We start from the raw sequence: 19,620 nt of genomic DNA on the forward strand, positions 1-19,620 counted from the left end.
GCGCCTTATTCGGCGGAGCCGGTGTCATCCAGAACCGGCTCCGCGAACCCTGGCAACCAACGAGTCAGGATTTCCATGTACGGGGCATATGCGTCCAACTGGGCGCATATGCCGACCGAACCGAGAAGAACTCGGAAGATCATCAAATACTCGGCCGGAAGGTTGAGTGCACGGGCCGTTCGGAACTGCGCACTGTTGAAGTCAGTGGCGGTTCCGGCGGCCTTTTGCAGCCACGACCGAGTGAAATGAAATGACTCGGTCTGGATCGGGTCGGTGAAGGGTCGCAGGTAATCCGCGATCTCCTTGTCGGTCACCGTGCGTCCGGGAATCACGAAACCGTTGGCGCGCAACAACTCCGTCAATTCGTCGAATTGTTCCTCGACAGCCAAGCGCACCATCGTGCCGAGAACCCGTGGCAGTCCGTTCGGGAACGGCGCAGCCGCACCGAAGTCGATGACGCCGAGTCGGCCGTCCGCGAGAAGCATGAAATTGCCGGGGTGCGGGTCGCAGTGGAGCAAGCCGACACGGGCCGGAGACGCGAAGTGGAATTCGGCGAGTAGTGCACCGGCAGCATTGCGCTGCTCCGGCGTTCCACTTTCGATGATTCTGGTCAACGGGGTTGCCGTCATCCATTCGGTCACGACCACTTTCGGCGCGCTCGCCACGACGTGCGGGATCACGAATTGGGGATCTCCGTCGAATTCTTTTGCAAAAGCTCGCTGATTGTTCGCCTCGATCCGATAGTCGAGTTCTTCTTCGGTGCGCGCGGTGAACTCCTCGATCACGGGGCGCACATCGACACCGGGCATGACCGAACCGAAGAGACCGGCAAATCTGCCCAAGGTCTTGAGGTCGGCGCGTAGAGCTTCGTCGGCGCCGGGGTACTGAACTTTCACGGCTACGTCGCGGCCGTCCGCCCAGACCGCACGGTGAACCTGCCCGATGCTTGCCGACGCGGTCGGTTCGTCGTCGAACGACTGGAATCGGTCGCGCCATTTGGTTCCGAGTTGCTGATCGAGCATCTTGTGTACTTGCTTGGTCGGCAGCGGTGGGGCGGCGGCTTGGAGCTTGTTCAGCGACTCGCGGTACGGCTCCGCGAATTCCTCCGGAATCGCCGCCTCCATGACGCTGAGCGCTTGGCCCAGCTTCATCGCGCCGCCCTTGAGTTCGCCCAGCACCGCGAACAGTTGCTCGGCGGCCTTCGCGCTCAACTGCGCGTCGATCTCGCCTTTGTCGCCGCCGGCGAGCTTGCGTCCGAAGCCCATGGCGGCGCGACCGGCCATCCCCAGGGGGATGCTCGCGAGTTTGGCAGTACGGGCAGAACTCTTGCGTGGGATCTCGGACACCACACCATCATGTCTGACTGGGGCGTCCTTTGCCCGAAACAGGTGCCAGGTATTGGCAACTGCAAGATATTTGCCGAGGCCAGCGCCTGGTTGTGATCCGATACGGACGGAGCGCGATCTCGAGCGTCGACGACAGACTCGCCGCATACGTCGCCGCTGTCTCGGATAATGCGGAGTCGATCTCGGCCAGGGCCAGCGCGACACTTGCATGGATCATCGCCGATTCCGCGTGGCCGGCGCTGCCGAGTAGCTGCGCGGACAGATGAAGCCAATGAGGGTCGAGTTCGGATCGGATGATGTCGGCGCATCGCAGGCAACTCGACTGGCCCGGCACGACAAGAGGACCGATCACACCGTTGCCGTCGCGGATGCGGACGGAAAGGTGGGGGAGTCCGCAGCGAACGAGATCGCTGACCAGGCGAGGATCAGTGACAACGTCGTCGGCCAGGACCACCAGTTGTTCGTTCCACGTGCGCACGACGTCGGTGTTGCGATACCCGCGCGAGCGACGCGTGCTTACCCCGCCGGTGACCAGGGCGCGCTCGACGGCGTCCGAGAGTGGACCGACACCGTGGATCCGGACGGACACGGTCCTCCTGGCGGCAGTGTGGACGAATCCGGAATCGGTGAGTTGCTCGAGCAACTTCTCCGTCACCGACGTCGAAATCCCGCGCGTCGATGCTTCCCACAGGATGGTCGCGCGGGATCTGGAGCCGTCCATTTTGCGGAGGATCGACTTCACCGCGCGCGCATCGACCCCGAAAGGCAGCGTCAGCAGGACGGCACGTCCGGGTGTCCATCCCAGCTGCAGCCGACCGTCCGGGCGCGACAGAACAGCGATCCGCGGGTCCCATCGGGGTCCCGCGGATCGCTGTGACGTGCTGTTCTGTGTGGTGTCGTCTTGCGTGTCACCGGTCATCGTTCGATGCTGGCACGGCGGGCCGTCGGCGAGTCCGCGTCAGTGACAGTTATCCACAGGACGTCAGCATGGCTGAACTGCGAAAATGTGTCGAGAAGGAATTATTTCTCTTCGTCGTCCTCGCGGGTCTTGTCCATCGCTGCCTCGGCCGCACGCTCTTTTGCCTCGACGGCTTCGAGCTGGGCGATCGGGTCGTCGAAATTGCCGGCTTCGCCGCCGCCGAGGACCCGGGCGACAAATCCGTCCGGTGCGTCGAGATCGCTCGAATCGGGCATGAGGTCGGGATGTGACCAGACGCCGTCACGAACGTCCATACCGGCTTCCGCGGTGAGCTTCTGCCACAACCCGGCCGCTTCACGGACCTTGCGAGGACGAAGTTCCAGTCCGACCAGCGTCGCAAAGGTCTGTTCGGCGGGGCCGCCGGTGGCACGGCGACGCCGCAACGTCTCGCTCATCGCGGCAACACCAGGCAGTCGCTCGCCGAGTGCGGCGGTGACGACCGTCTCCACCCAACCCTCGACCAGCGCGAGCAGAGTCTCGAGCCGTTCGAGAGCGGCTTTCTGCTCCGGGGTGTTCTGCGGCTCGAACGTGCCCTGCTGCATCAATGCTTCGAGCTTGCTGGGATCGGTGAGAGCGGACGGGTCGAGGTCCTTGGCAAATTCTTCCATCGCCGAGAAGTCCATCGTGATCCCGCGGGCGTATTCCTCGACTGTGGCGAGAACGCGCTGTCGCAGCCACGGAACGTGACTGTAAAGGCGCTGATGAGCTGCTTCCCGCGCGGCGAGGAACACCAGAACTTCCTGATGCGGCTGTTCGAGACCCTCACTGAACGCCTGAACCGCAGCGGGGAGAAGGGCCGCGGTGCCCTCTGGTCCGAGGGGCAAGCCGATGTCGGTGGAGGAGAGCACCTCGGTGGACAGTTGGCCGAGTGCCTGGCCCAATTGCGAGCCGAACGCGAGTCCACCCATCTGGCCGAGCATGCCCAGCATCGGGCCCGCCATCTGCTGTGCTTCGGCGGGAAGTCCCTGGACCCACATGCCCGCCACCTTCTCGGCCACCGGATCACAGAGCCGCTTCCACGTGTCGATCGTGTTGTCGAGCCAGTCGTTCGGAGTCCAGGCGAGAGTGCGGCTCGCTCCGGCAGGAAGCGTCGTTGCGGCGTCCAGCCACATCTCGGCCAGATGTGCGGCGTCGGCGATCGCCTTGACATTGCCCTCGGTGATCGGTGTAACCGATCCGATCTGTTGGCGTGCCAGCTTCTTGGCGATGTCGTAGTTCACCGGACCGGAAGTACCGCCCTGGCCCATCGACGAGCCCATCCCGCTCAGCATCTGACCGAACTGGGTGAGCATCTGGCCGAGCTGAGCCGGATCGAATCCCTCACCGCCCGCGCCGAACCCGAACGGCGTGTCACCACCCCCGAACGGATTGCCACCCGCCGCGTTCTTGTCGCGATCGGGATCGTCGTCGGAGTTGGAGAAGCCGAACGGCATATTGCTCATACCTCAACGGTACAAGGCTCGAGCGGTCGGAGTCGCCCTCCGAGTCACGCTGACGGCGAACACGCACGGCGCTCAGGCGGTGCGATCGGTGCTCCGGCGCCTTCGCGCTTTACTCTGGATCAGGTGAATCGACGGATAGTGACGCTCTTGGCCGCACTCGCACCCATCGTCGTGTTGGGAGTCGTCGGAACAATGGTCACTGTTCCTTATGTCGCACTCGGTCCTGGCCCCACCTTCAACACCCTCGGCGACGTCGACGGTAAGCCCGTCGTCGACATCCAGGGGACCGAGGTCGATCCCACCGACGGCAACCTCAACATGACAACGGTGTCGGTTCGCGACGGCCTCAACATTTTCGAAGCGTTCGGACTGTGGGCGAGTGGCAGCAACGGACTCGTCCCACGCTCGGAGATCTATCCGCCCGAGAAGTCGAAGGAAGAGATTCAGCAGGCCAACACCGCCGACTTCCAGCAGTCCGAGGACAGTGCCGAGTTGGCTGCACTCCACTTTCTCGGTAAGCCGGTGGCACTCACTGTTTCGAAGGTGACCCCGGACGGCCCTGCCGCGGGTGCCCTGCAAGAGGGCGATGTCCTGGTCAAGATCGGCGACACTCCGGTAACCACCATCACCGGCGTTCAGGACACGGTCGGTGCGATCGCGCCAGGCACCGCGATCGACGTCACCGTCCTTCGCGAGGGTGTGGAGACCGTTGTACCGGTCACCGTTGGGGCGCGGCCCAACAAGCCCGAATCGGGTTACCTCGGCGTCACGCCCAACGAGGTCCCGGACGTTCCCTTCACCGTGCAGTTCAACCTTGCCGACATCGGCGGTCCTTCTGCCGGACTGATGTTCACACTGGCGTTGGTGGACAAGCTGACTCCAGGGGAGCTCAACGGCGGAAAGTTCGTGGCCGGAACGGGCACCATCGACTCCGACGGCGAGGTCGGTCCGATCGGCGGTATCAGGTACAAGTTGATCGCCGCCTCCGAAGCCGGTGCTGAGACCTTCCTCGTGCCGGCCCAGAACTGTGACGAGGCGAAACAGAATGCGCCGGACGGGCTTCGACTCGTCAAGGTCGACAACCTGCCCGGCGCAGTGGACTCACTCGAAAGCCTCAACACGGGCGGCGACGCACCCCGCTGCTGAAACCTGCCTTGCCGAAGACAGACTCGGTCAGTCTTCTTCTTTCAGTCTTCTTCGACCTCGTCGAGCGTCGCGTACAACGCGTGAACCAGGTGAGGTGCAAGACCGTCGTAGGTAAGCAGTTCCAGGTCACCGTACGGATCCGCATCCTCGTCGGGACGCATCTGCAGAAGCGACAGCGAAGGACCGTCACGGAGCACGCCGACGAACAGTCGAGCCTCGCGTCGATCGGGATGCGCGTTGGCCGTCAGTCGCGCGACCTCGTCCGCAGCATGCTGATCGGTCAATACCGGCGCCGTGGCGTGATCGAGATCCGATTCCGCCTCGGGCGGCAGGACGACGATCTCCTGAACCAGGATGCAACCCTGCACCGACTCGGGCCAATGCGTCGTTGCCAGGAACTCGTCGAGTGCCCGTGAACCGCCGATGATGTCCTCGGGAAGCGATTCCTGTTCGATCGGTGTGTATTCGGCGCCCTCGGCGAGTTGGTCGAGCAGTCCGGGTTCGGCCGCGGCGAGCATTTCGGTAGGCACCAACGCGTACAGCTTCGGCGGTTGATCCCAGCCTTCGGCGTCGATGTGGTCGACAACTTCATGAACGCACCGGGCGAGGGCACTCGGTGATCTGCTCATATTCTCTTCACTCACACGTTCATCCTCCCACCTTCTGTCCGGCTCCCTGCTCTCCGTGTTGTCAACCCGTGACCGTTGTTACGTAGAGTGGTCGGAAACGGCCAAGTCCACTCGGGCGTGGCCGCAGTGATCGATGCAATCGGTTGCGACGCCACGGCGTCGCCAAATCTTGGAGCGTGGCACGTGGGCATGCGGCCCCCCGCAGGTTTACCCTCTCTGTCCAGACGCAGTCGAATCTTGTTGGTGGTGGCTGTCGTAGTGGCGGCCTTGCTGCTCGTGGGGCCGCGACTGATCGGCATGTACACGGACTGGTTGTGGTTCGGAGAAGTCGGCTACCGCGGTGTCTTCACCAAGGTTCTGCTGACGCGATTCGTGCTCTTCCTCGTGGTCGGAATTGTCGTCGGAGCCATCGTGTGGCTCGCGATGCTTCTCGCGTACCGCGCACGTCCGGTGTTCGTTCCGGTCTCCGGACCCAACGATCCGATCGCGCGCTACCGCACGACCGTCATGTCGCGACTTCGTCTGTTCGGCGTGATCATTCCGGTCGCGATCGGCATTCTCTCCGGTCTCATCGCGCAGGCCAACTGGGTCACGATCCAGTTGTTCCTCAACGGTCAGCCGTTCGGCATCACCGATCCTCAGTTCAACTTGGACGTCGGCTTCTACACGTTCGATCTGCCGTTCTACCGCTTCGTTCTGAATTGGTTGTTCGTCTCGATTCTGCTCGCCTTCGTGGCAAACCTGGTCACCCACTACGTTTTCGGTGGGATCAAGTTGGCCGGGCGCGCTGGGACATTCACGACTGCCGCACGTGTTCAACTGGCTGTCATCGCCGGCACCTTCGTGCTCCTCAAGGCGGTGGCGTACTGGTTCGATCGGTACTCGTTGATGTCGAGTAGTCGTAAGGAACCGACGTTCACCGGTCCGGGCTTCACCGACATCAATGCGGTTCTGCCGGCGAAGCTCATTCTGTTGTCCATCGCGGTCATCTGCGCCTTGGCGTTCTTCGCCTCGATCTTCACTCGGGATCTTCGGATACCGGCCATGGCCGTCGCTCTCTTGGTTCTTTCGTCGGTGCTCGTCGGTGCGGTCTACCCGATGATCGTCGAGCAGTTCTCCGTCAAGCCCAATGCGGCGCAGAAGGAGAGCACGTACATCGAACGAAACATCGAAGCGACCCGTCAGGCGTACGGGATCACGGAAGAAAACGTCGACTACGTCGACTATCCGGGAGTTGGCACCAAGCAGCCCCAGGACGTTCCGGCCGACCGGACCACGATCGCGAACACCCGACTGTTGGATCCGACGATCCTGTCGCCGACGTTCACCGCTCAGCGTCAGCTCAAGAACTTCTACGGGTTCCCGCAGACGCTCAACGTCGACCGCTACGAACAGGACGGCCAGCTGCGCGACTTCGTTGTCGCAGCGCGTGAGCTGTCGCCGAACAATCTTTCCGGCAACCAGACGGACTGGATCAACAAGCACACGGTCTACACGCATGGCAACGGCTTCGTCGCGGCCCAGGCAAACGAAGTCACGGCCGTGCAGGGCGACAGTCAGAACAACACCGGTGGTTACCCGATCTACTCGGTCAGCGACCTGACGACCACGCCCGAGAACGAGAACCTCAAGGTAGACAATCCTCGGTCGTACTACGGCGAGGTGATCAGCCAGTCGGACGCCGATTACTCGATCGTCGGTTCCGTCGACGGCGAGGGACCTCGTGAGTACGACACCGACACCTCGAAGTACACCTACACCGGTTCGGGTGGTGTCTCGATCGGCAACTGGTTCAACCGTCTTGCCTTCGCGGCGAAGTACACCGAGCGCAACATCTTGTTCTCGAGTGCAATCGGCTCGAACTCCAAGATCATCTTCAAGCGTGATCCGAAGGAAAGGGTCGAGGAGGTCGCGCCTTGGCTGACGACCGACGGCGCTGCCTACCCGGCAGTGGTCGACGGCAAGATGCAGTGGATCATCGACGGTTACACCACCGCCCAGGACTACCCGTACGCGCAGCGCAGTTCGCTCGACGGGTTGGTCGAGGACAGTATCGACCAGACGACCGGGCGCCTCATTCCGCGCCAGGAGTTCTCCTACATCCGCAACTCCGTGAAGGCCACGGTCGACGCCTACGACGGCACGGTCACGCTGTACCAGGTCGACGAGCAGGATCCGGTTCTGAAGGCGTGGATGGGGGTCTTCCCGAACACGGTGAAGCCGAAGAGCGAAATCTCGGACGACCTGCAGGCGCACTTCCGCTACCCGGAAGACATGTTCAAGGTTCAGCGAGAGATGCTGGCGAAGTACCACGTCGACGATCCGAGTGAGTTCTTCACCAACAACGCGTTCTGGTCGGTTCCGAGTGATCCGACGATCGACACGTCGGCCAACCAGCCGCCGTACTACGTGCTGGTGGGCGACAAGGACACCGCGAAGGCGGATTTCCGTCTGACCAGTCCGATGGTCGGGTTCAGTCGTGAGTTGCTGTCGGCCTACATCTCGGTGGCGAACGACAAGGAGAACTACGGCAAGTTCACGGTGCTGCAGTTGCCGACCGATACGCAGACTCAGGGTCCACAGCAGGCTCAGTCTGCGATGACGTCGGATTCGCGTGTTGCTTCGGAAGTGTCACTGCTCAAGCAGTCGAACAAGATTCAGTACGGAAACTTGCTGACTCTGCCGATTGCCGAGGGTGGAATCCTCTATGTCGAGCCTTTGTACTCGCAGCGAAACTCGCAGAACGCGTTCCCTCAGTTGGCGCGTGTACTGGTGAGCTTCAGCGACACCAACGGCATTCGGATCGGCTATGCACCGACCGTCTCCGAGGCGATCAGTCAGATTTGGCCGGGCGCAGGTTCGGCAGCGACTGTCACCCAGCCGGCACCCGATCCGGATACCGGAGCGCAACCGGAAACGCCGACAACGCCGACGGCACCGGCCCCGCCGGCTTCTTCGGATGACGTCACGAAGGCGCTGGCCGAGGTCAATTCGGCAATGGCGGCATTGAAGTCGGCGCAACAGAGCGGTGACTTCACCAGCTACGGTGCTGCGCTTGACCGCCTGCAGAAGGCTGTCGACGCGTACCAGGCGCTGCCGAGGTAAGCGGCGTCAGTTCATGAACAGCAGAAGGCCCACCATCCGATCGGATGGTGGGCCTTCTTGTGTGCTCAGGTGAAGCTGTATGAGCTGAATCAGCGCAGTGCTGCAACGATCGGTGCGTTGGCATCGGAGAGCTGCTGGAACTGTGCGGCGAATCCGTACTGGCCGGCGAGGTCACGAGCGGTGTCGTAAGCCTGCTGTGCGGCGGGCTTGAGCTCGGCCGGGATTTCGACGGCGGGAGCAACTGCGGGTGCCTCGGCGACGGGAGCCGGTGCTGCGGCGGGAGCCTCTTCGACTGCCGGCTCGCTTGCGACGGTCAGACGCTGGCCGCAGACTGGCCATGCGCCGGGGCCCTGGCTCTGCAGGGTGTTCTCGGCGACGCGGATCTGCTCTTCCTTGGAAGCGTTGGCGGGCGAGCCGGTGCCACCGTTGGCGGTCCAGGTGCTCTGCGAGAACTGCAGGCCGCCGTAGTAGCCGTTTCCGGTGTTGATGTTCCAGTCGCCACCGCTCTCGCACTGTGCGACGCCGTCCCAGTTGTGGGTGGCTGCGGAAGCGGTGCCGGTGCTCATGGTGAGGGGCACTGCGACAAGTGCGCCGGCTACTGCCAATGTGCCGAATGCACGCTTGCTGATGCTGGTGTACGTCATGTCGGGGTAAATCCTCTCCGCGCTTGCTGACATCGGCGGGCCTGCGGGTCGGCGATGATGCTGACTTCCCGGGCGCTTGTCTCTCCGTGTCTCTGCCCCTCGAAGGTTTCGGGGGTTCCGATCCCGCGGGGCAGAGTGGAGCAGCGGCGGGTCGGCGTTCGCCCGGTTGATTCGGGCCGGGACCGACCGTACGGGAGCGCTGAACGAGGGTCGATTCGCGATTTTCCGGACCACCTGGTCTTCTCCCATCCAGGATTTTCGGCGTTTATGCTGGTAGAGCCTTTCCGATGCCGTTTCGAGGTGCGTTCGTTACATGCTTGTTATGTGTTGATGCTCACGGGCATTTTGTGAACCCAGTCACCCGATTCTTCGACTTTCAGGCGTGTATTTCGCTCCAGCGCAGGCGATTTGCGTTCCGTTCATCTGCTCGTGTAACTTTGTCAATGCATCGCGGGGTGGAGCAGCTCGGTAGCTCGCTGGGCTCATAACCCAGAGGTCGCAGGTTCAAATCCTGTCCCCGCTACTAGAAAGGACCGCCGCACTGGATTCCAGTGCGGCGGTCCTTTTTGTGCGCAGCCGTCGTAGGGTGGCGACGTGCGACTCTCGAAGATTCTTTTGGCGATGGCGGTGACTACTTCGCTGGTGGCCACCGCTCTGGCGTTCTCGGCAGGAAGCGCTGCCGCCGGTGGGCGGATCACCGATGCGAAGCGCGTGGTCTTCATCGTTCCAGGGCAGCAGCTCTACAACTCGGGAGAAACGCACCAGGCGACCTACCGCGCCCTCGACGAGGCACTGAGCGCTGCGGGCTACGAGACACACTTCGTCGACGCACCCGGCAAGATGATTGCGGCCGACGCCGAGCTGATTGCCGATTCGATTCGCTCCTACGCTGCCGGCGCTGACTCCGTCGGGGTGATCGCACACAGTGCGGGTGGACTGAGCTCCCGGTACTACGCGAAGTTCCTCGGTGGCTCCGAAGTAGTGGATTCATTCGTCGCCATCGGTGCTCCGCAGTACGGTAGCCCCGGTGGCTGCGTACAAGGCCCTGCCGACGGTTACGACACCTGCATGTTCTCCGAAGTTCTCGCCAAGCTCAATGCCGGTGAGGACACTCCTGGATCTGCCTACTATTCGGTGGTGCAGAGTTCGGGCGAGTGGGCGGACGGTCGGTTGGACGGGGGCCAGTGCCGGGTGTACGTCGATGGCGTTCCCGGGGCCGGAACCGGAGCAGACCATCTCACCGAGCTCGAGCATCCAGAGGTCATCTCGGGAGCGATCAGCGCTTTGGGGCGCGACTGTGTCGGTACGTTCGTGGACGAGAACGACGGCGACATCACCTGGCCTGACACGTTGTTCCCGTCATTTCGGTAAAGCTTCAGGTCCGGGTTGTTCGGACGAGTAGCCCGGCTACGTGTGCGCTCGCGGCAGTTCTGGCCCCCAAGGCGTCACCCGATTCGATGGCCGCGACTATACGAGCGTGCTCGGTGACGGCGATCCGTCGATTGAGCTCGAGGCTCCACATGTCCGAACGGTAGAGATGTGACTGTCCGTCGAGACGATGTAGGGCTTCACTGAGCGGGTGATTGCATGCAGTCTCACGAATCAAGGTGTGGAACTCGAGGTCCAGCGTCGAATCGCGACGCTGATCCGGCGGGCTCTCGAGAAGTTCGCGTTGCACCTGCACCATCTTGTTCAGCTGTGACACGGTTTCATGCGTGGCATTGGCCGTCGCGTTGAAAGCCGCGAGACCGTCGAGTACCTCACGCACCTCGAAGACCGCGCGCAGAGACTCTGCGTCCAGCGAATCGACTTTTGCACCCGCATTTCGGGTGTGGACCGCGATGCCCTCGTAGATCAACTGCTGCACGGCCTCGCGGACCGGCGTTCGACTGACATTGAGCTTGCTCGCCAGCGCGGGAACACTCAGTGGTGTCCCCGGCGCCAGCTCTCCCGAAAAGATCAGTTCTCGAAGCGTCTCGTGCACGGACTCGGTGAGCAAAGCTCGTTCGGTGGTGGTCATCTTGTCCTCACTTCGATCCTGCACGATATCGACGGTACCCGGGAGCGCTATCCGGCGGCGCGCACCCGGTCAGCGCTGCGACTGTCGACGTCGGGCGCCGTCGCGCCTTTCAGTCCGGCCACTTTGGCCGCGATGTTCTCGGCGATCGTGATCGGCGGGTATCCCACCTCGCCCGGTTCGAGAGTCCCTGGCAGTGCTTCGATGACGGCGTCGTAGTTTCCGTCGAAAAAGAATGCGGCAGAGCGACGTCGGATGATCTGACCATCGACGATAGGTGGGTCGACTCGGTGCACTGTCGAGCGCCATCGGTCGTTCGTCCATCGTGCCATCGCGTCGCCGAGGTTGATCAAGAGTGCGCCGTCGGCAGGTTGGACGTCGTGCCATATGCCATCGGTACTCAGAACTTGAAGGCCCGGAACTTGATCTGCCCACAGGATGGTCAAGATTCCGAAGTCGGTGTGAGCGCCCATTCCCGTCATGTCGCCGGAGATGCGGATCTCGCCCTCAGGCAGTGCGTAGTTGTTCATCTTCATCGCGTCGATCGAATGGTCGAGCATCGAATCGAAGTACTCGGGCTGCAATCCGAGGGCGTCGGTAAAGGCGCACATCAGGATTCGTGCCAAGCCCTGGGCATGACGGAAATACTCTTCGATTGCCGGTCGGAATCCGGGCGCGGCCTCGGGCCAAGTGTTGGCGGCGTAGCTGGACTCGGGTAGGTCGACGCCCGGATAGTCGCTCACCTCTGTGCCCACGACTATTGCTTCGTAGAAATCGTTCATCTGGTTCGCAGCGGCGACGCCCAGGCTCATACTGAGTGATTCCGACTTCGGTGGCGAGTAGCCACGGTTCTCGGACGAGGGACGGCGATAGTTGTTCTTCACCGTCAGTGGGAGAGCAAAGAACTCGTCGAGAGCGTCGGCCAGTCCGTCGGTCGCCGATCGTGGAATGCTGTGTCCGACAATCTGTATGAATCCGACCTCCCGGCACGCGCGATCGAGTTGAGCTGCCACTTCCGCACAGGCAGTGCTGTTGGTGGCGTTTGCAGCCGCCTCGCCGCGGAGGTACGGGCTGATATCGATCGTAGGGATTTCGAAGGCGGGAATTTCGTGGGTCATTTAAAGTCCTTGCGGCCGGACGTGTGCCACTTACCGACGAGCACACGTGAGAGGAATCCAAAGGCAGAGAAGACGAGGACGCCGAACACCGACGCGATCACGATCGCGGCGATCAGATCCTCGGACTGAAGGCGGCTTCGGTAGACGTCGAGCAGGGTCCCGATCCCGGGTTGTCCTTTGGCGAAGAACATGTCGCCGATGATGGCACCGACGACAACAAGGCCGGAGGCGGTGCGGATGCCGGTGAGAATGGCCGGCATTGCCGCTCGCAGTTCGAGTTTCACCAGTCGATCCCAACGCGAGGCGCGGCCGAGGGTGAAGAGTTCGTGCAGTCCGCGATCGACCGATTGCAACCCGAAGTGTGTGTTGGTGATGATCGGGAAGGCCGCGATGAGAACGCACACCAGGGTGCGCGCGGTCATGCCGTAGCCGAACCAGAGTCCGATGAGGGGGACGATGGCGAGGATGGGAATGACCTGCAGCACAACGGCATATGGATAGACGATCCGCTCGATCCACTTGGCCTGGCTCATCAGCACGCCGGTTCCGACGCCGACTGCCACCGCGACGACGAAGCCGACCAGCGCAACCTGTGCCGTCACTGCGAGGGCTTCGAGCATGGGAGAGAGGTGTTTCCAGTCGAGTAGCGACTTCGTCAGTACTTGACTCGGCGGCGGAAGGAGAAATCGACGTTCCGGGGAGAGAACGAGGTAGCTGACGACCGACCACGCTGCGACCGCGCCGGCAAGTGAGAGCAGCGGATAGAGCAGGAAGGTGCCGAGCGCTCTCATTCGAGAGGGCCGTCCGGACTGTGCCTGTGCTTGCGCCGTGGTCGCAGAATCAGTACGAACGGCGGTATTGCGTACGGTGGTGCCCTGTTGTACTGCAAGGACTTCGGTCATCGTGAGCTCCCATGGAGGCTGGCCGAGATCTCGGCGACGTGTTCGGTGTATCGGGCGTCGTAGCGCAGTTCCGGGCTACGCGGGTACGGGAAATCGATGTCCACGACCGAATGTATTCGTCCAGGCCTGGCGGTCATGACGACCACCTTGTTTGCGAGGTACACGGCCTCGGATACCGAGTGCGTGATGAACATCGAGGTGAACCCTTTGTCGGTGTAGAGCCTTTGGAGTTCTACCTGCATCTCCAGTCGTGTCATCTCGTCGAGCGCACCAAAAGGTTCGTCGAGCAGCATCACAGCGGGTGCGAGGGTGAGCGCACGCGCCAACGAGACACGCATCTTCATTCCGCCTGACAACGCATTGGGCAGTTGTTTCGCAAAGTCCGCAAGGCCGACTGCGCGGATTGCCTCGTCGGCGCGCAACTTTCGCGCTGCTTTGTCGCCGCCACCGAGTTCAGCCGATAATTCGACGTTGGCCTGCACGGTTCGCCAGGGGAGGAGAGTCGGCTCCTGGAAGATGAAGCCAACTGATTCGGTGTCGAGGGCAACCGCACCACTGGTCGGTCGCTCGAGGCCGGCCGCCATGCGCAACAAAGTCGACTTGCCACAGCCTGAGGGTCCGACCACGGCGACGAAGTCTCCTCGCTCCACGTCCAGATCGATGCCGTCCAGCGCGACAGTGCCGGTATCGAACTTCTTGACGACATCGGAAAAGACCATCTGCATCGGCGCGGTGAGCTTGCGAGCGTCGGCATCCTGCATCGTGTTCGCGAGTTCCATCTGAGCCTCCGGTCGGTAATGCATGCAAAAGTTCTTCAATATGTAGGAACTATCTTGAATTGCATGTATGTCGCCTAGATTTCTGAATGTAAATGTGAGGTGACATTGCAGGTGAAGCGAGAATACTGGCGCGCGTTACCTGATGGAAACAACGAGGCGATTGCATGTAATCCACGTGCTGCAGAGTGTGCTCATCGGATCACCCTTCTTGGTTCGCCCACATCCCAATTGTTTTCACGAAGGAGACGCTGTGTATTCAAATCGCAAGGTGCATTCCAATCGCAGAAGTGTGGGAGCGGCGGGCGCGGCACTGGCCATGTGTGCAGCCATCGGATTGACTGCGTGCAGCTCCAGTGAGGCTGAGACGGCGAAAGCGGAATCTCTCGAACCAGCTGCCGAGGCGCAGAACCTTGCGGGTCTCTGTCCGGAAAACGTTGTGGTTCAACTCCAATGGCAGCCACAGTCGGATATGGGAGCGCTCTTCGAGATGCTCGGTCCCGGCTATTCGGTCGACACCGACGACAAGTCCGTCAGTGGGACTCTTGTCGCCGGAGGGAAGGACACCGGAGTCGACCTGACCTTGCGGGCCGGGGGACCGGCAATCGGGTTCCAATCCGTCAGCTCCCAGATGTACGTCGACGATTCCATCACTCTCGGCTTGGTGCACGGGGATCAGGTGATCGCGGCAGCGGCAAGTCAGCCCGTTGTGGCCGTCACGCCATTGCTCAAATACAGCCCGGCAATCCTCATGTGGGACAATGAGTCTCATCCGGACTGGACGAGTGTTGCCGATATCGGCAAGTCCGACGCGAGTGTCGTCGTTTCCAAGGAACAACTCTTTCCGCAGTGGCTCGTGGCGAAAGGACTACTGGAGCAGTCTCAGCTCGACACGAGCTACGACGGAGCTCCCTCGCGATTTGTCGGTGACCCGACCATCGCTCAGCAAGGATTCGCGAATTCGGAACCGTACACGTACGAGAAGGAGACGCCGGCGTGGGACAAGCCGGTTTCCTATGACCTGCTGAAAGATTCGGGTTTCGACATCTACGCGTCCAATGTTTCCGTTCGTGCCGACAAGGTCGAGACACTCTCGCCGTGTTTGAGCAAGCTGGTTCCGATCATTCAGCAGGCCACCGCGGACTACATCACTGCGCCGGATGCGGCGAATGCTGCCATTGTCGACGTCGTCTCGCAGGACGTGTCGTTCTCTCCCTACACCGAGGGCGAAGCAGCGTTCAGTGCCCAGCTCCTGAAGGAGAAAGGCCTGATCGCGAACGAGGCAGACGGATCCGTCGGCACGTTCGACATGACGCGAGTCGCTCACACCGTCGAAGAACTGAAGCCCATCCTGAACGCCGGGGGTGCGTCGATACCGCAGTCATTGACTGCAGAAGAGATCTACACCGACAAGTTCACCGATCGGTCCATCGGAATCCGCTGAAGGAGCTCACAGCAAATGACGTACGACATGACAGAACTCAACCGCGAGACCCGCATGGGTGGCCTGGGCACGGAGACCACCGACCGCGAGGTCCGAAGAATCGATCTCTCGGATTTCGAGAACCGGCGCAGCGAGATCGCCGAGGAGTTGTGGTCGGCAGCGACCGACATCGGATTCTTCCAAATCGTCAATCACGGAATCGATCTGGACCAGGTCCGCGAGGCTTTCGCGGCGGCCGAGCGATTCTTTGCACTGCCCACCGAGGTGAAAGCGCAGTACCCGCTCAAGAAGGGTTTCAACTCCGGCTGGGAGAGCATGACGCAGGTGCGTCCGTCCATCGGAACACCTGATCAGAAAGAGTCCTACCAGGTGACCCGCCCGCATATGGGTGATCTGTGGCCCACTGCAGACGAATTGGGTGGATTCCGCGAAACGATCCTGGACTTCGAAGCCAAGTGCTGGGGCATTGCGATGGACCTGTTGTCGTGCTTCGCCGAGAAGCTGGGATTCGAACGAGACTTCTTCACCAGGGCACATGACCCGTCGGTGGCCACCTACCAGAGCACACTGCGACTACTCCACTACTTCCCCCTTGCCGCCGACGCAGATGTCGAAGGGATGTGGCGTGCCGGAGCGCACACCGATTTCGATTGCCTGACATTGCTTTTCCAGCGTGACGGTCAGGGCGGGTTGCAACTGTGCCCGGGCAAGGAGATGGACACCCAGGAATGGACGTCGGTGGTGCCGGCCGAGGAAGCGATCACCTGCAACATCGGCGACATGCTGATGAGATGGAGTGATGATGTCCTGCCGTCGAACTTCCACCGGGTCAAGAGTCCCGGAGTCACCGACTATCGGGGAGCCCGCTACAGCCTCGCGTTCTTCGCTCAGGCGAACCGCGACGTGACCATCGAGGGGCCGGCGGGCAAATACCCGCCGATCACTGCCGAGGACTACATCGACCAGCGAGTACGCGCGAACTTCGCGCGTTGATCCGTATCCGTTCCGTCACACACTTTCAGGAGAACTGGCGATGACTACCGCGCCCAAGAACATGACCGACGCGATCATCCGGGACGTGACGTTGTACAGCGGCGGGCAATGGCTGACCGGCCGCGACGTCGTCGTCTCGAATGGGGTGGTCGAATCGATCGAGAAGTCGACCGGCACCGCCACACCTGGAAGTGTGGACGGATCGGGGGCGTATCTGATCCCTGGGTTCGTCAACACCCATACGCACCTTCAGCAGTCACTGATGCGTGGGATCGCCGAAGGGACACCGCTTCTCGAATGGCTACTCGCGGTCGCAGAAGAGTCGGTTCAGATCACGCCGGAGCGCGCATACACGGCCACTGTCGCAGCCTCGCTGGAGGCATTGCGCAGCGGTACGACGACCCTGGTCGAACACATGTGGCCGCACCCGTCCAGCGAGGTTCACGACGCTGTGATCCGGGCGTTGCACGACACCGGGATTCGTGCGGTGCTGGGACGCGGAACCGCAGACCGGGCGGACAAGACGAGGAAGTGGGGCTTCGATCCGCGGCTCATGCAACCACTCGGAGATGTTCTCGCACATACGGATCAGATGATGCGCGACGTCGCCGGTTCCCGCATTGACGTGGCAGTCGCGGTACCGAACCCGCGTTCGCTGACCCCGGACGGGATGTCGGAAGTGCGTGAGTTCGCGCGGGCTCGCGACCTGACGGTCTCGATTCACCTGCTCGAGACGCAGACCGACAACACGATGTGTACCGAACACGCGGGCATGAACGCGGTCGACTACCTGGATTCCCATGGGTTCTTGTGGGACCGGGTGCTGGCGGTCCACTGCGTCGAACTCGACGACCGTGGTCAGAAGGTGCTGGCGGAGCGCGGCGTCGGAGTGTCGTACAACCCCGTCAGCAACATGCGCCTCGGTAGCGGAATCGCGCCCGTCCCGAGTTTCCTCGACGCGGGGATCGCGGTGGGGTTGGGTGTGGACGGCGCAGCCAGCAACGATACTCAGGACATGCTCGAGACTCTGCGCACCGGCGCCTACGTGCAGCGAGCCGCGCGTGGCCGCGCCGACCTGTTCGGCTTCGAAGCCATGATCGACATCGCATCCGGCGGTGCGAACGCAGCACTCGGTCTGCCGGCCAGGTCTGGCGGGATCTCCGTGGGCGATCCCGCCGACCTCACCATGATTCGGTTCGAACGCGACTTCGGTTGCCTCCCGGTGCGAGATCCGGGCGCGTCCATTCTCACGACGGGCAGTCGTCAGATCGTGGACACGGTGTTGGTTGCGGGCGAGGTCGTGCTCCGCGAGGGGCACTCCACTCGCGTCGACGAGGCGGATTTGATCCGGACGCTCAGCGCTTTGTGACTGTGCTCAGTCTTCGCTGATCTCCATCTCGATCAGGACGCGGCGCAACAGCTTTCCGGTGGCGTTGCGGGGAAGTTCGTCGATGAAGACGATCTCGCGGGGAACCTTGTAGCGCGCGAGATTCGACCGGACGTGATCCTTCAGCTCGTCGGAGTTCTGGTCGGCGCCGTGGGCGACGACGACAAACGCTCGCAGGCGGTGCCCGAAGTCGGCGTCCTCGACTCCGATGACTGCCGCTTCCAAGACGTCCTCTCGATCGGCGAGCAGGTTCTCGACTTCGAGCGGGTAGACGTTCTCGCCACCGGAGACGATCATGTCGTCGTCGCGGCCGTCGACGAAGAGGAGGCCGTTGGCGTCGAAGTGTCCGACGTCGCCGGTCGAGAGAAGTCCGTCGATACGTTCCTTGTCACGCCCGTCGGTGTATCCCTCGAAGCTCAGCCCGCTGGCGACGAAGATTCTGCCGATCGTGTGTGGGGTGGTGATCTTCTTGTTGTTCTCGTCGAACAGTTCGACGTGACAGGTCACCGGCGCGCGGCCCGCGGTTCCCGGCGCAATGGTCAGATCCTCGGGAGTCGCGACTGTTGCCACCGCGACCTCGGTGGATCCGTACAGGTTGTAGAGGACGTAGCCGAACGAGGCCGTGACTCGTTTGCACAGGTCGGGTGAGAGTGACGAACCTGCCGAGAAGATGATCTTCAGGTTCGACGTGTCGTACTTGGACAGCACGTCGGGACCGAGGTCGATGATGCGAGTGAGCATCGTCGGGACCACGACCAGACTGTCGCACTTGTATTGTGCGACAAGTTTGATCGTGTTCTCCGGGTCGAACTTTCGATGCATGACGACGGTCTGGCCGAGCGCCAACGCGAGAGCGAACTGCGAGACGCCGGTTCCGTGGAAGGCGGGGGCCGCCATCATCATGGTCTGTCCGCGGCGCAACGGCACGCGGTCGAGGAACTGCGCCGACGCGAGAGGGGAGGTGTGGCCACGCGGCGCACCCTTGGGAGTTCCCGTTGTGCCGCTGGTGAGGAGGACGAAGCCACCGTTCTTCTCGGGTGCCGGCACCGACGACGTGGTGCGTCCGGCGATGGCCTCGTCGAGAGTAGCTGCCGTGGAACCGTCCGCGGCCGTGCCCTCTGGCCAGGAACGATAGACGACGACGTCGTCCGGCAAGGCATCGGCGATGTCAGCGAACTCGTCGTCGTAGACGAAGGCGACCACCTTCTCACGCGCGGCGACGTCCACGAGTTGGGGCCGTGCGAAGCCCGTGTTCATGAGAACGAGCTTTGTTCCGTTCTTCGCTGCCGCCAGCATGGTCAGGACCAAGCCTCGATGGTTACGGCACATCGCACCCATGACGGAGTCGGACGTGATGCCGTCGGCCTGCCACGCCCGGACCAACGCGTTGCTCTGACGCTCTAGCTCGGCATAGGTGATGGGTCCGCGCTCGTCGATGATCGCCACCGCGTCGTAGCCGTTCTCGGCGTGTGCATGGACCGGCCCGGCAAAGGGTCCGTACTTGTCCACGGCTGCAATGGATTTGAGCCCGCGATCGAGGCGAGGGAACGGGACGAGTCCGGCTCGGAACATGACCCCCGCCGCGCCGATGGTGTCAGTGACCTTGGTGACCAATCCGGGCATACGTGAACCTCTTCCGAGCGTCGTTGTAGGACTGATTACACACTAATGGGCAATCAGGTTTCGGTGGTG

16 protein-coding genes and 1 tRNA gene are annotated in these 19,620 nt (G+C 62.1%); 7 read left to right on the plus strand and 10 right to left on the minus strand.

Annotated features, from left to right (window positions below; genetic code table 11):
• Positions 1-5: 5 nt before the first annotated feature.
• From FEZ59_RS27430 to FEZ59_RS27440, 3 genes are all read right to left on the minus strand, one after another.
• On the minus strand, positions 6-1,349 hold the full coding sequence (locus FEZ59_RS27430) for an AarF/UbiB family protein (RefSeq protein ID WP_020969242.1): 1,344 nt from the start codon (positions 1,347-1,349) through the stop codon (positions 6-8).
• Between the two features lie 4 nt (positions 1,350-1,353).
• Positions 1,354-2,265 carry a hypothetical protein gene (locus FEZ59_RS27435; protein WP_172933460.1) on the minus strand — a complete coding sequence of 304 codons (912 nt, stop codon included), beginning with the start codon at positions 2,263-2,265 and terminating at the stop codon, positions 1,354-1,356.
• A 101-nt stretch (positions 2,266-2,366) separates the two neighbouring features.
• Entirely contained in the window at positions 2,367-3,767 is a 1,401-nt protein-coding gene (locus FEZ59_RS27440) for a zinc-dependent metalloprotease (protein ID WP_019747829.1), read from the minus strand.
• Positions 3,768-3,890: 123 nt separating this feature from the next.
• Here FEZ59_RS27440 and FEZ59_RS27445 point away from each other — a divergent pair, with 123 nt between their 5' ends.
• The gene (locus tag FEZ59_RS27445; RefSeq protein ID WP_020907134.1) at positions 3,891-4,913 is read left to right on the plus strand and encodes a PDZ domain-containing protein; all 1,023 of its coding nucleotides are present in this window, start codon (positions 3,891-3,893) and stop codon (positions 4,911-4,913) included.
• A 41-nt stretch (positions 4,914-4,954) separates the two neighbouring features.
• Here the strand turns inward: FEZ59_RS27445 and FEZ59_RS27450 are convergent, their stop codons facing one another.
• A complete protein-coding gene (locus FEZ59_RS27450; protein ID WP_007731266.1) occupies positions 4,955-5,542 on the minus strand; it encodes a PPA1309 family protein in 588 nt (195 codons plus the stop codon).
• Between the two features lie 183 nt (positions 5,543-5,725).
• On the opposite strand from FEZ59_RS27450, the gene FEZ59_RS27455 reads away from it, so the two are divergent.
• A complete protein-coding gene (locus tag FEZ59_RS27455) occupies positions 5,726-8,647 on the plus strand; it encodes a UPF0182 family protein (RefSeq protein WP_020969246.1) in 2,922 nt (973 codons plus the stop codon).
• An 89-nt stretch (positions 8,648-8,736) separates the two neighbouring features.
• Here FEZ59_RS27455 and FEZ59_RS27460 read toward each other — a convergent pair whose 3' ends face one another.
• Positions 8,737-9,291, minus strand: a complete 555-nt coding sequence (locus tag FEZ59_RS27460; protein ID WP_019747833.1) for a transglycosylase family protein — start codon at positions 9,289-9,291, stop codon at positions 8,737-8,739.
• A gap of 449 nt (positions 9,292-9,740) precedes the next feature.
• Between FEZ59_RS27460 and FEZ59_RS27465 the strand changes: the two genes are divergently transcribed.
• Both FEZ59_RS27465 and FEZ59_RS27470 read left to right on the plus strand, forming a co-directional pair.
• Positions 9,741-9,814 (plus strand) — tRNA-Met (locus FEZ59_RS27465).
• 71 nt (positions 9,815-9,885) lie between these two features.
• Positions 9,886-10,662 carry a lipase gene (locus tag FEZ59_RS27470; protein ID WP_172933461.1) on the plus strand — a complete coding sequence of 259 codons (777 nt, stop codon included), beginning with the start codon at positions 9,886-9,888 and terminating at the stop codon, positions 10,660-10,662.
• A 4-nt stretch (positions 10,663-10,666) separates the two neighbouring features.
• Here the strand turns inward: FEZ59_RS27470 and FEZ59_RS27475 are convergent, their stop codons facing one another.
• From FEZ59_RS27475 to FEZ59_RS27490, 4 genes are read right to left on the minus strand one after another with little or no spacing between them, the layout of a single operon-like run.
• Positions 10,667-11,311 carry a GntR family transcriptional regulator gene (locus FEZ59_RS27475; RefSeq protein ID WP_020907137.1) on the minus strand — a complete coding sequence of 215 codons (645 nt, stop codon included), beginning with the start codon at positions 11,309-11,311 and terminating at the stop codon, positions 10,667-10,669.
• A 47-nt stretch (positions 11,312-11,358) separates the two neighbouring features.
• Positions 11,359-12,426: an isopenicillin N synthase family oxygenase gene (locus FEZ59_RS27480; RefSeq protein WP_172933462.1), complete on the minus strand. Its 1,068-nt coding sequence runs from the start codon at positions 12,424-12,426 to the stop codon at positions 11,359-11,361.
• On the minus strand, positions 12,423-13,328 hold the full coding sequence (locus tag FEZ59_RS27485; RefSeq protein ID WP_172933463.1) for an ABC transporter permease: 906 nt from the start codon (positions 13,326-13,328) through the stop codon (positions 12,423-12,425). The genes FEZ59_RS27480 and FEZ59_RS27485 overlap by 4 nt, the downstream gene beginning before the upstream one ends.
• Positions 13,325-14,107, minus strand: a complete 783-nt coding sequence (locus FEZ59_RS27490; protein ID WP_019747838.1) for an ABC transporter ATP-binding protein — start codon at positions 14,105-14,107, stop codon at positions 13,325-13,327. Before FEZ59_RS27490 ends, FEZ59_RS27485 begins: the two co-directional genes overlap by 4 nt.
• A gap of 250 nt (positions 14,108-14,357) precedes the next feature.
• Between FEZ59_RS27490 and FEZ59_RS27495 the strand changes: the two genes are divergently transcribed.
• Genes FEZ59_RS27495 through FEZ59_RS27505 form a run of 3 tightly spaced genes read left to right on the plus strand, consistent with a single transcriptional unit; the run spans position 14,358 to position 17,910 of the window.
• A complete protein-coding gene (locus tag FEZ59_RS27495) occupies positions 14,358-15,548 on the plus strand; it encodes a nitrate ABC transporter substrate-binding protein (protein WP_264614218.1) in 1,191 nt (396 codons plus the stop codon).
• Between the two features lie 15 nt (positions 15,549-15,563).
• Positions 15,564-16,541: a 2-oxoglutarate and iron-dependent oxygenase domain-containing protein gene (locus FEZ59_RS27500; protein ID WP_020907141.1), complete on the plus strand. Its 978-nt coding sequence runs from the start codon at positions 15,564-15,566 to the stop codon at positions 16,539-16,541.
• A 40-nt stretch (positions 16,542-16,581) separates the two neighbouring features.
• Positions 16,582-17,910, plus strand: coding sequence for an amidohydrolase family protein (locus FEZ59_RS27505; RefSeq protein WP_172933464.1), 1,329 nt, complete (start codon positions 16,582-16,584; stop codon positions 17,908-17,910).
• A 6-nt stretch (positions 17,911-17,916) separates the two neighbouring features.
• On the opposite strand, the gene FEZ59_RS27510 is transcribed toward FEZ59_RS27505, so the two are convergent.
• A complete protein-coding gene (locus tag FEZ59_RS27510) occupies positions 17,917-19,551 on the minus strand; it encodes an acyl-CoA synthetase (protein ID WP_003942348.1) in 1,635 nt (544 codons plus the stop codon).
• Positions 19,552-19,620 lie beyond the last annotated feature (69 nt).

Origin of the sequence: Rhodococcus sp. MS13 (assembly GCF_013277835.1) — a bacterium.
Classification (GTDB): Bacteria; Actinomycetota; Actinomycetes; order Mycobacteriales; family Mycobacteriaceae; genus Rhodococcus_F; species Rhodococcus_F erythropolis.

What these genes read in the sequence shown, in the direction of transcription:
- FEZ59_RS27440 (WP_019747829.1), bottom strand. Translation starts at nt 3,767, where the DNA reads ATGAGCAATATGCCGTTCGGCTTCTCCAACTCCGACGACGATCCCGAT.
- FEZ59_RS27435 (WP_172933460.1), bottom strand. Translation starts at nt 2,265, where the DNA reads ATGACCGGTGACACGCAAGACGACACCACACAGAACAGCACGTCACAG.
- FEZ59_RS27485 (WP_172933463.1), bottom strand. Translation starts at nt 13,328, where the DNA reads ATGACCGAAGTCCTTGCAGTACAACAGGGCACCACCGTACGCAATACC.
- FEZ59_RS27505 (WP_172933464.1), top strand. Translation starts at nt 16,582, where the DNA reads ATGACTACCGCGCCCAAGAACATGACCGACGCGATCATCCGGGACGTG.
- FEZ59_RS27450 (WP_007731266.1), bottom strand. Translation starts at nt 5,542, where the DNA reads ATGAGCAGATCACCGAGTGCCCTCGCCCGGTGCGTTCATGAAGTTGTC.
- FEZ59_RS27500 (WP_020907141.1), top strand. Translation starts at nt 15,564, where the DNA reads ATGACGTACGACATGACAGAACTCAACCGCGAGACCCGCATGGGTGGC.
- FEZ59_RS27510 (WP_003942348.1), bottom strand. Translation starts at nt 19,551, where the DNA reads ATGCCCGGATTGGTCACCAAGGTCACTGACACCATCGGCGCGGCGGGG.
- FEZ59_RS27475 (WP_020907137.1), bottom strand. Translation starts at nt 11,311, where the DNA reads ATGACCACCACCGAACGAGCTTTGCTCACCGAGTCCGTGCACGAGACG.
- FEZ59_RS27460 (WP_019747833.1), bottom strand. Translation starts at nt 9,291, where the DNA reads ATGACGTACACCAGCATCAGCAAGCGTGCATTCGGCACATTGGCAGTA.
- FEZ59_RS27480 (WP_172933462.1), bottom strand. Translation starts at nt 12,426, where the DNA reads ATGACCCACGAAATTCCCGCCTTCGAAATCCCTACGATCGATATCAGC.
- FEZ59_RS27490 (WP_019747838.1), bottom strand. Translation starts at nt 14,107, where the DNA reads ATGGAACTCGCGAACACGATGCAGGATGCCGACGCTCGCAAGCTCACC.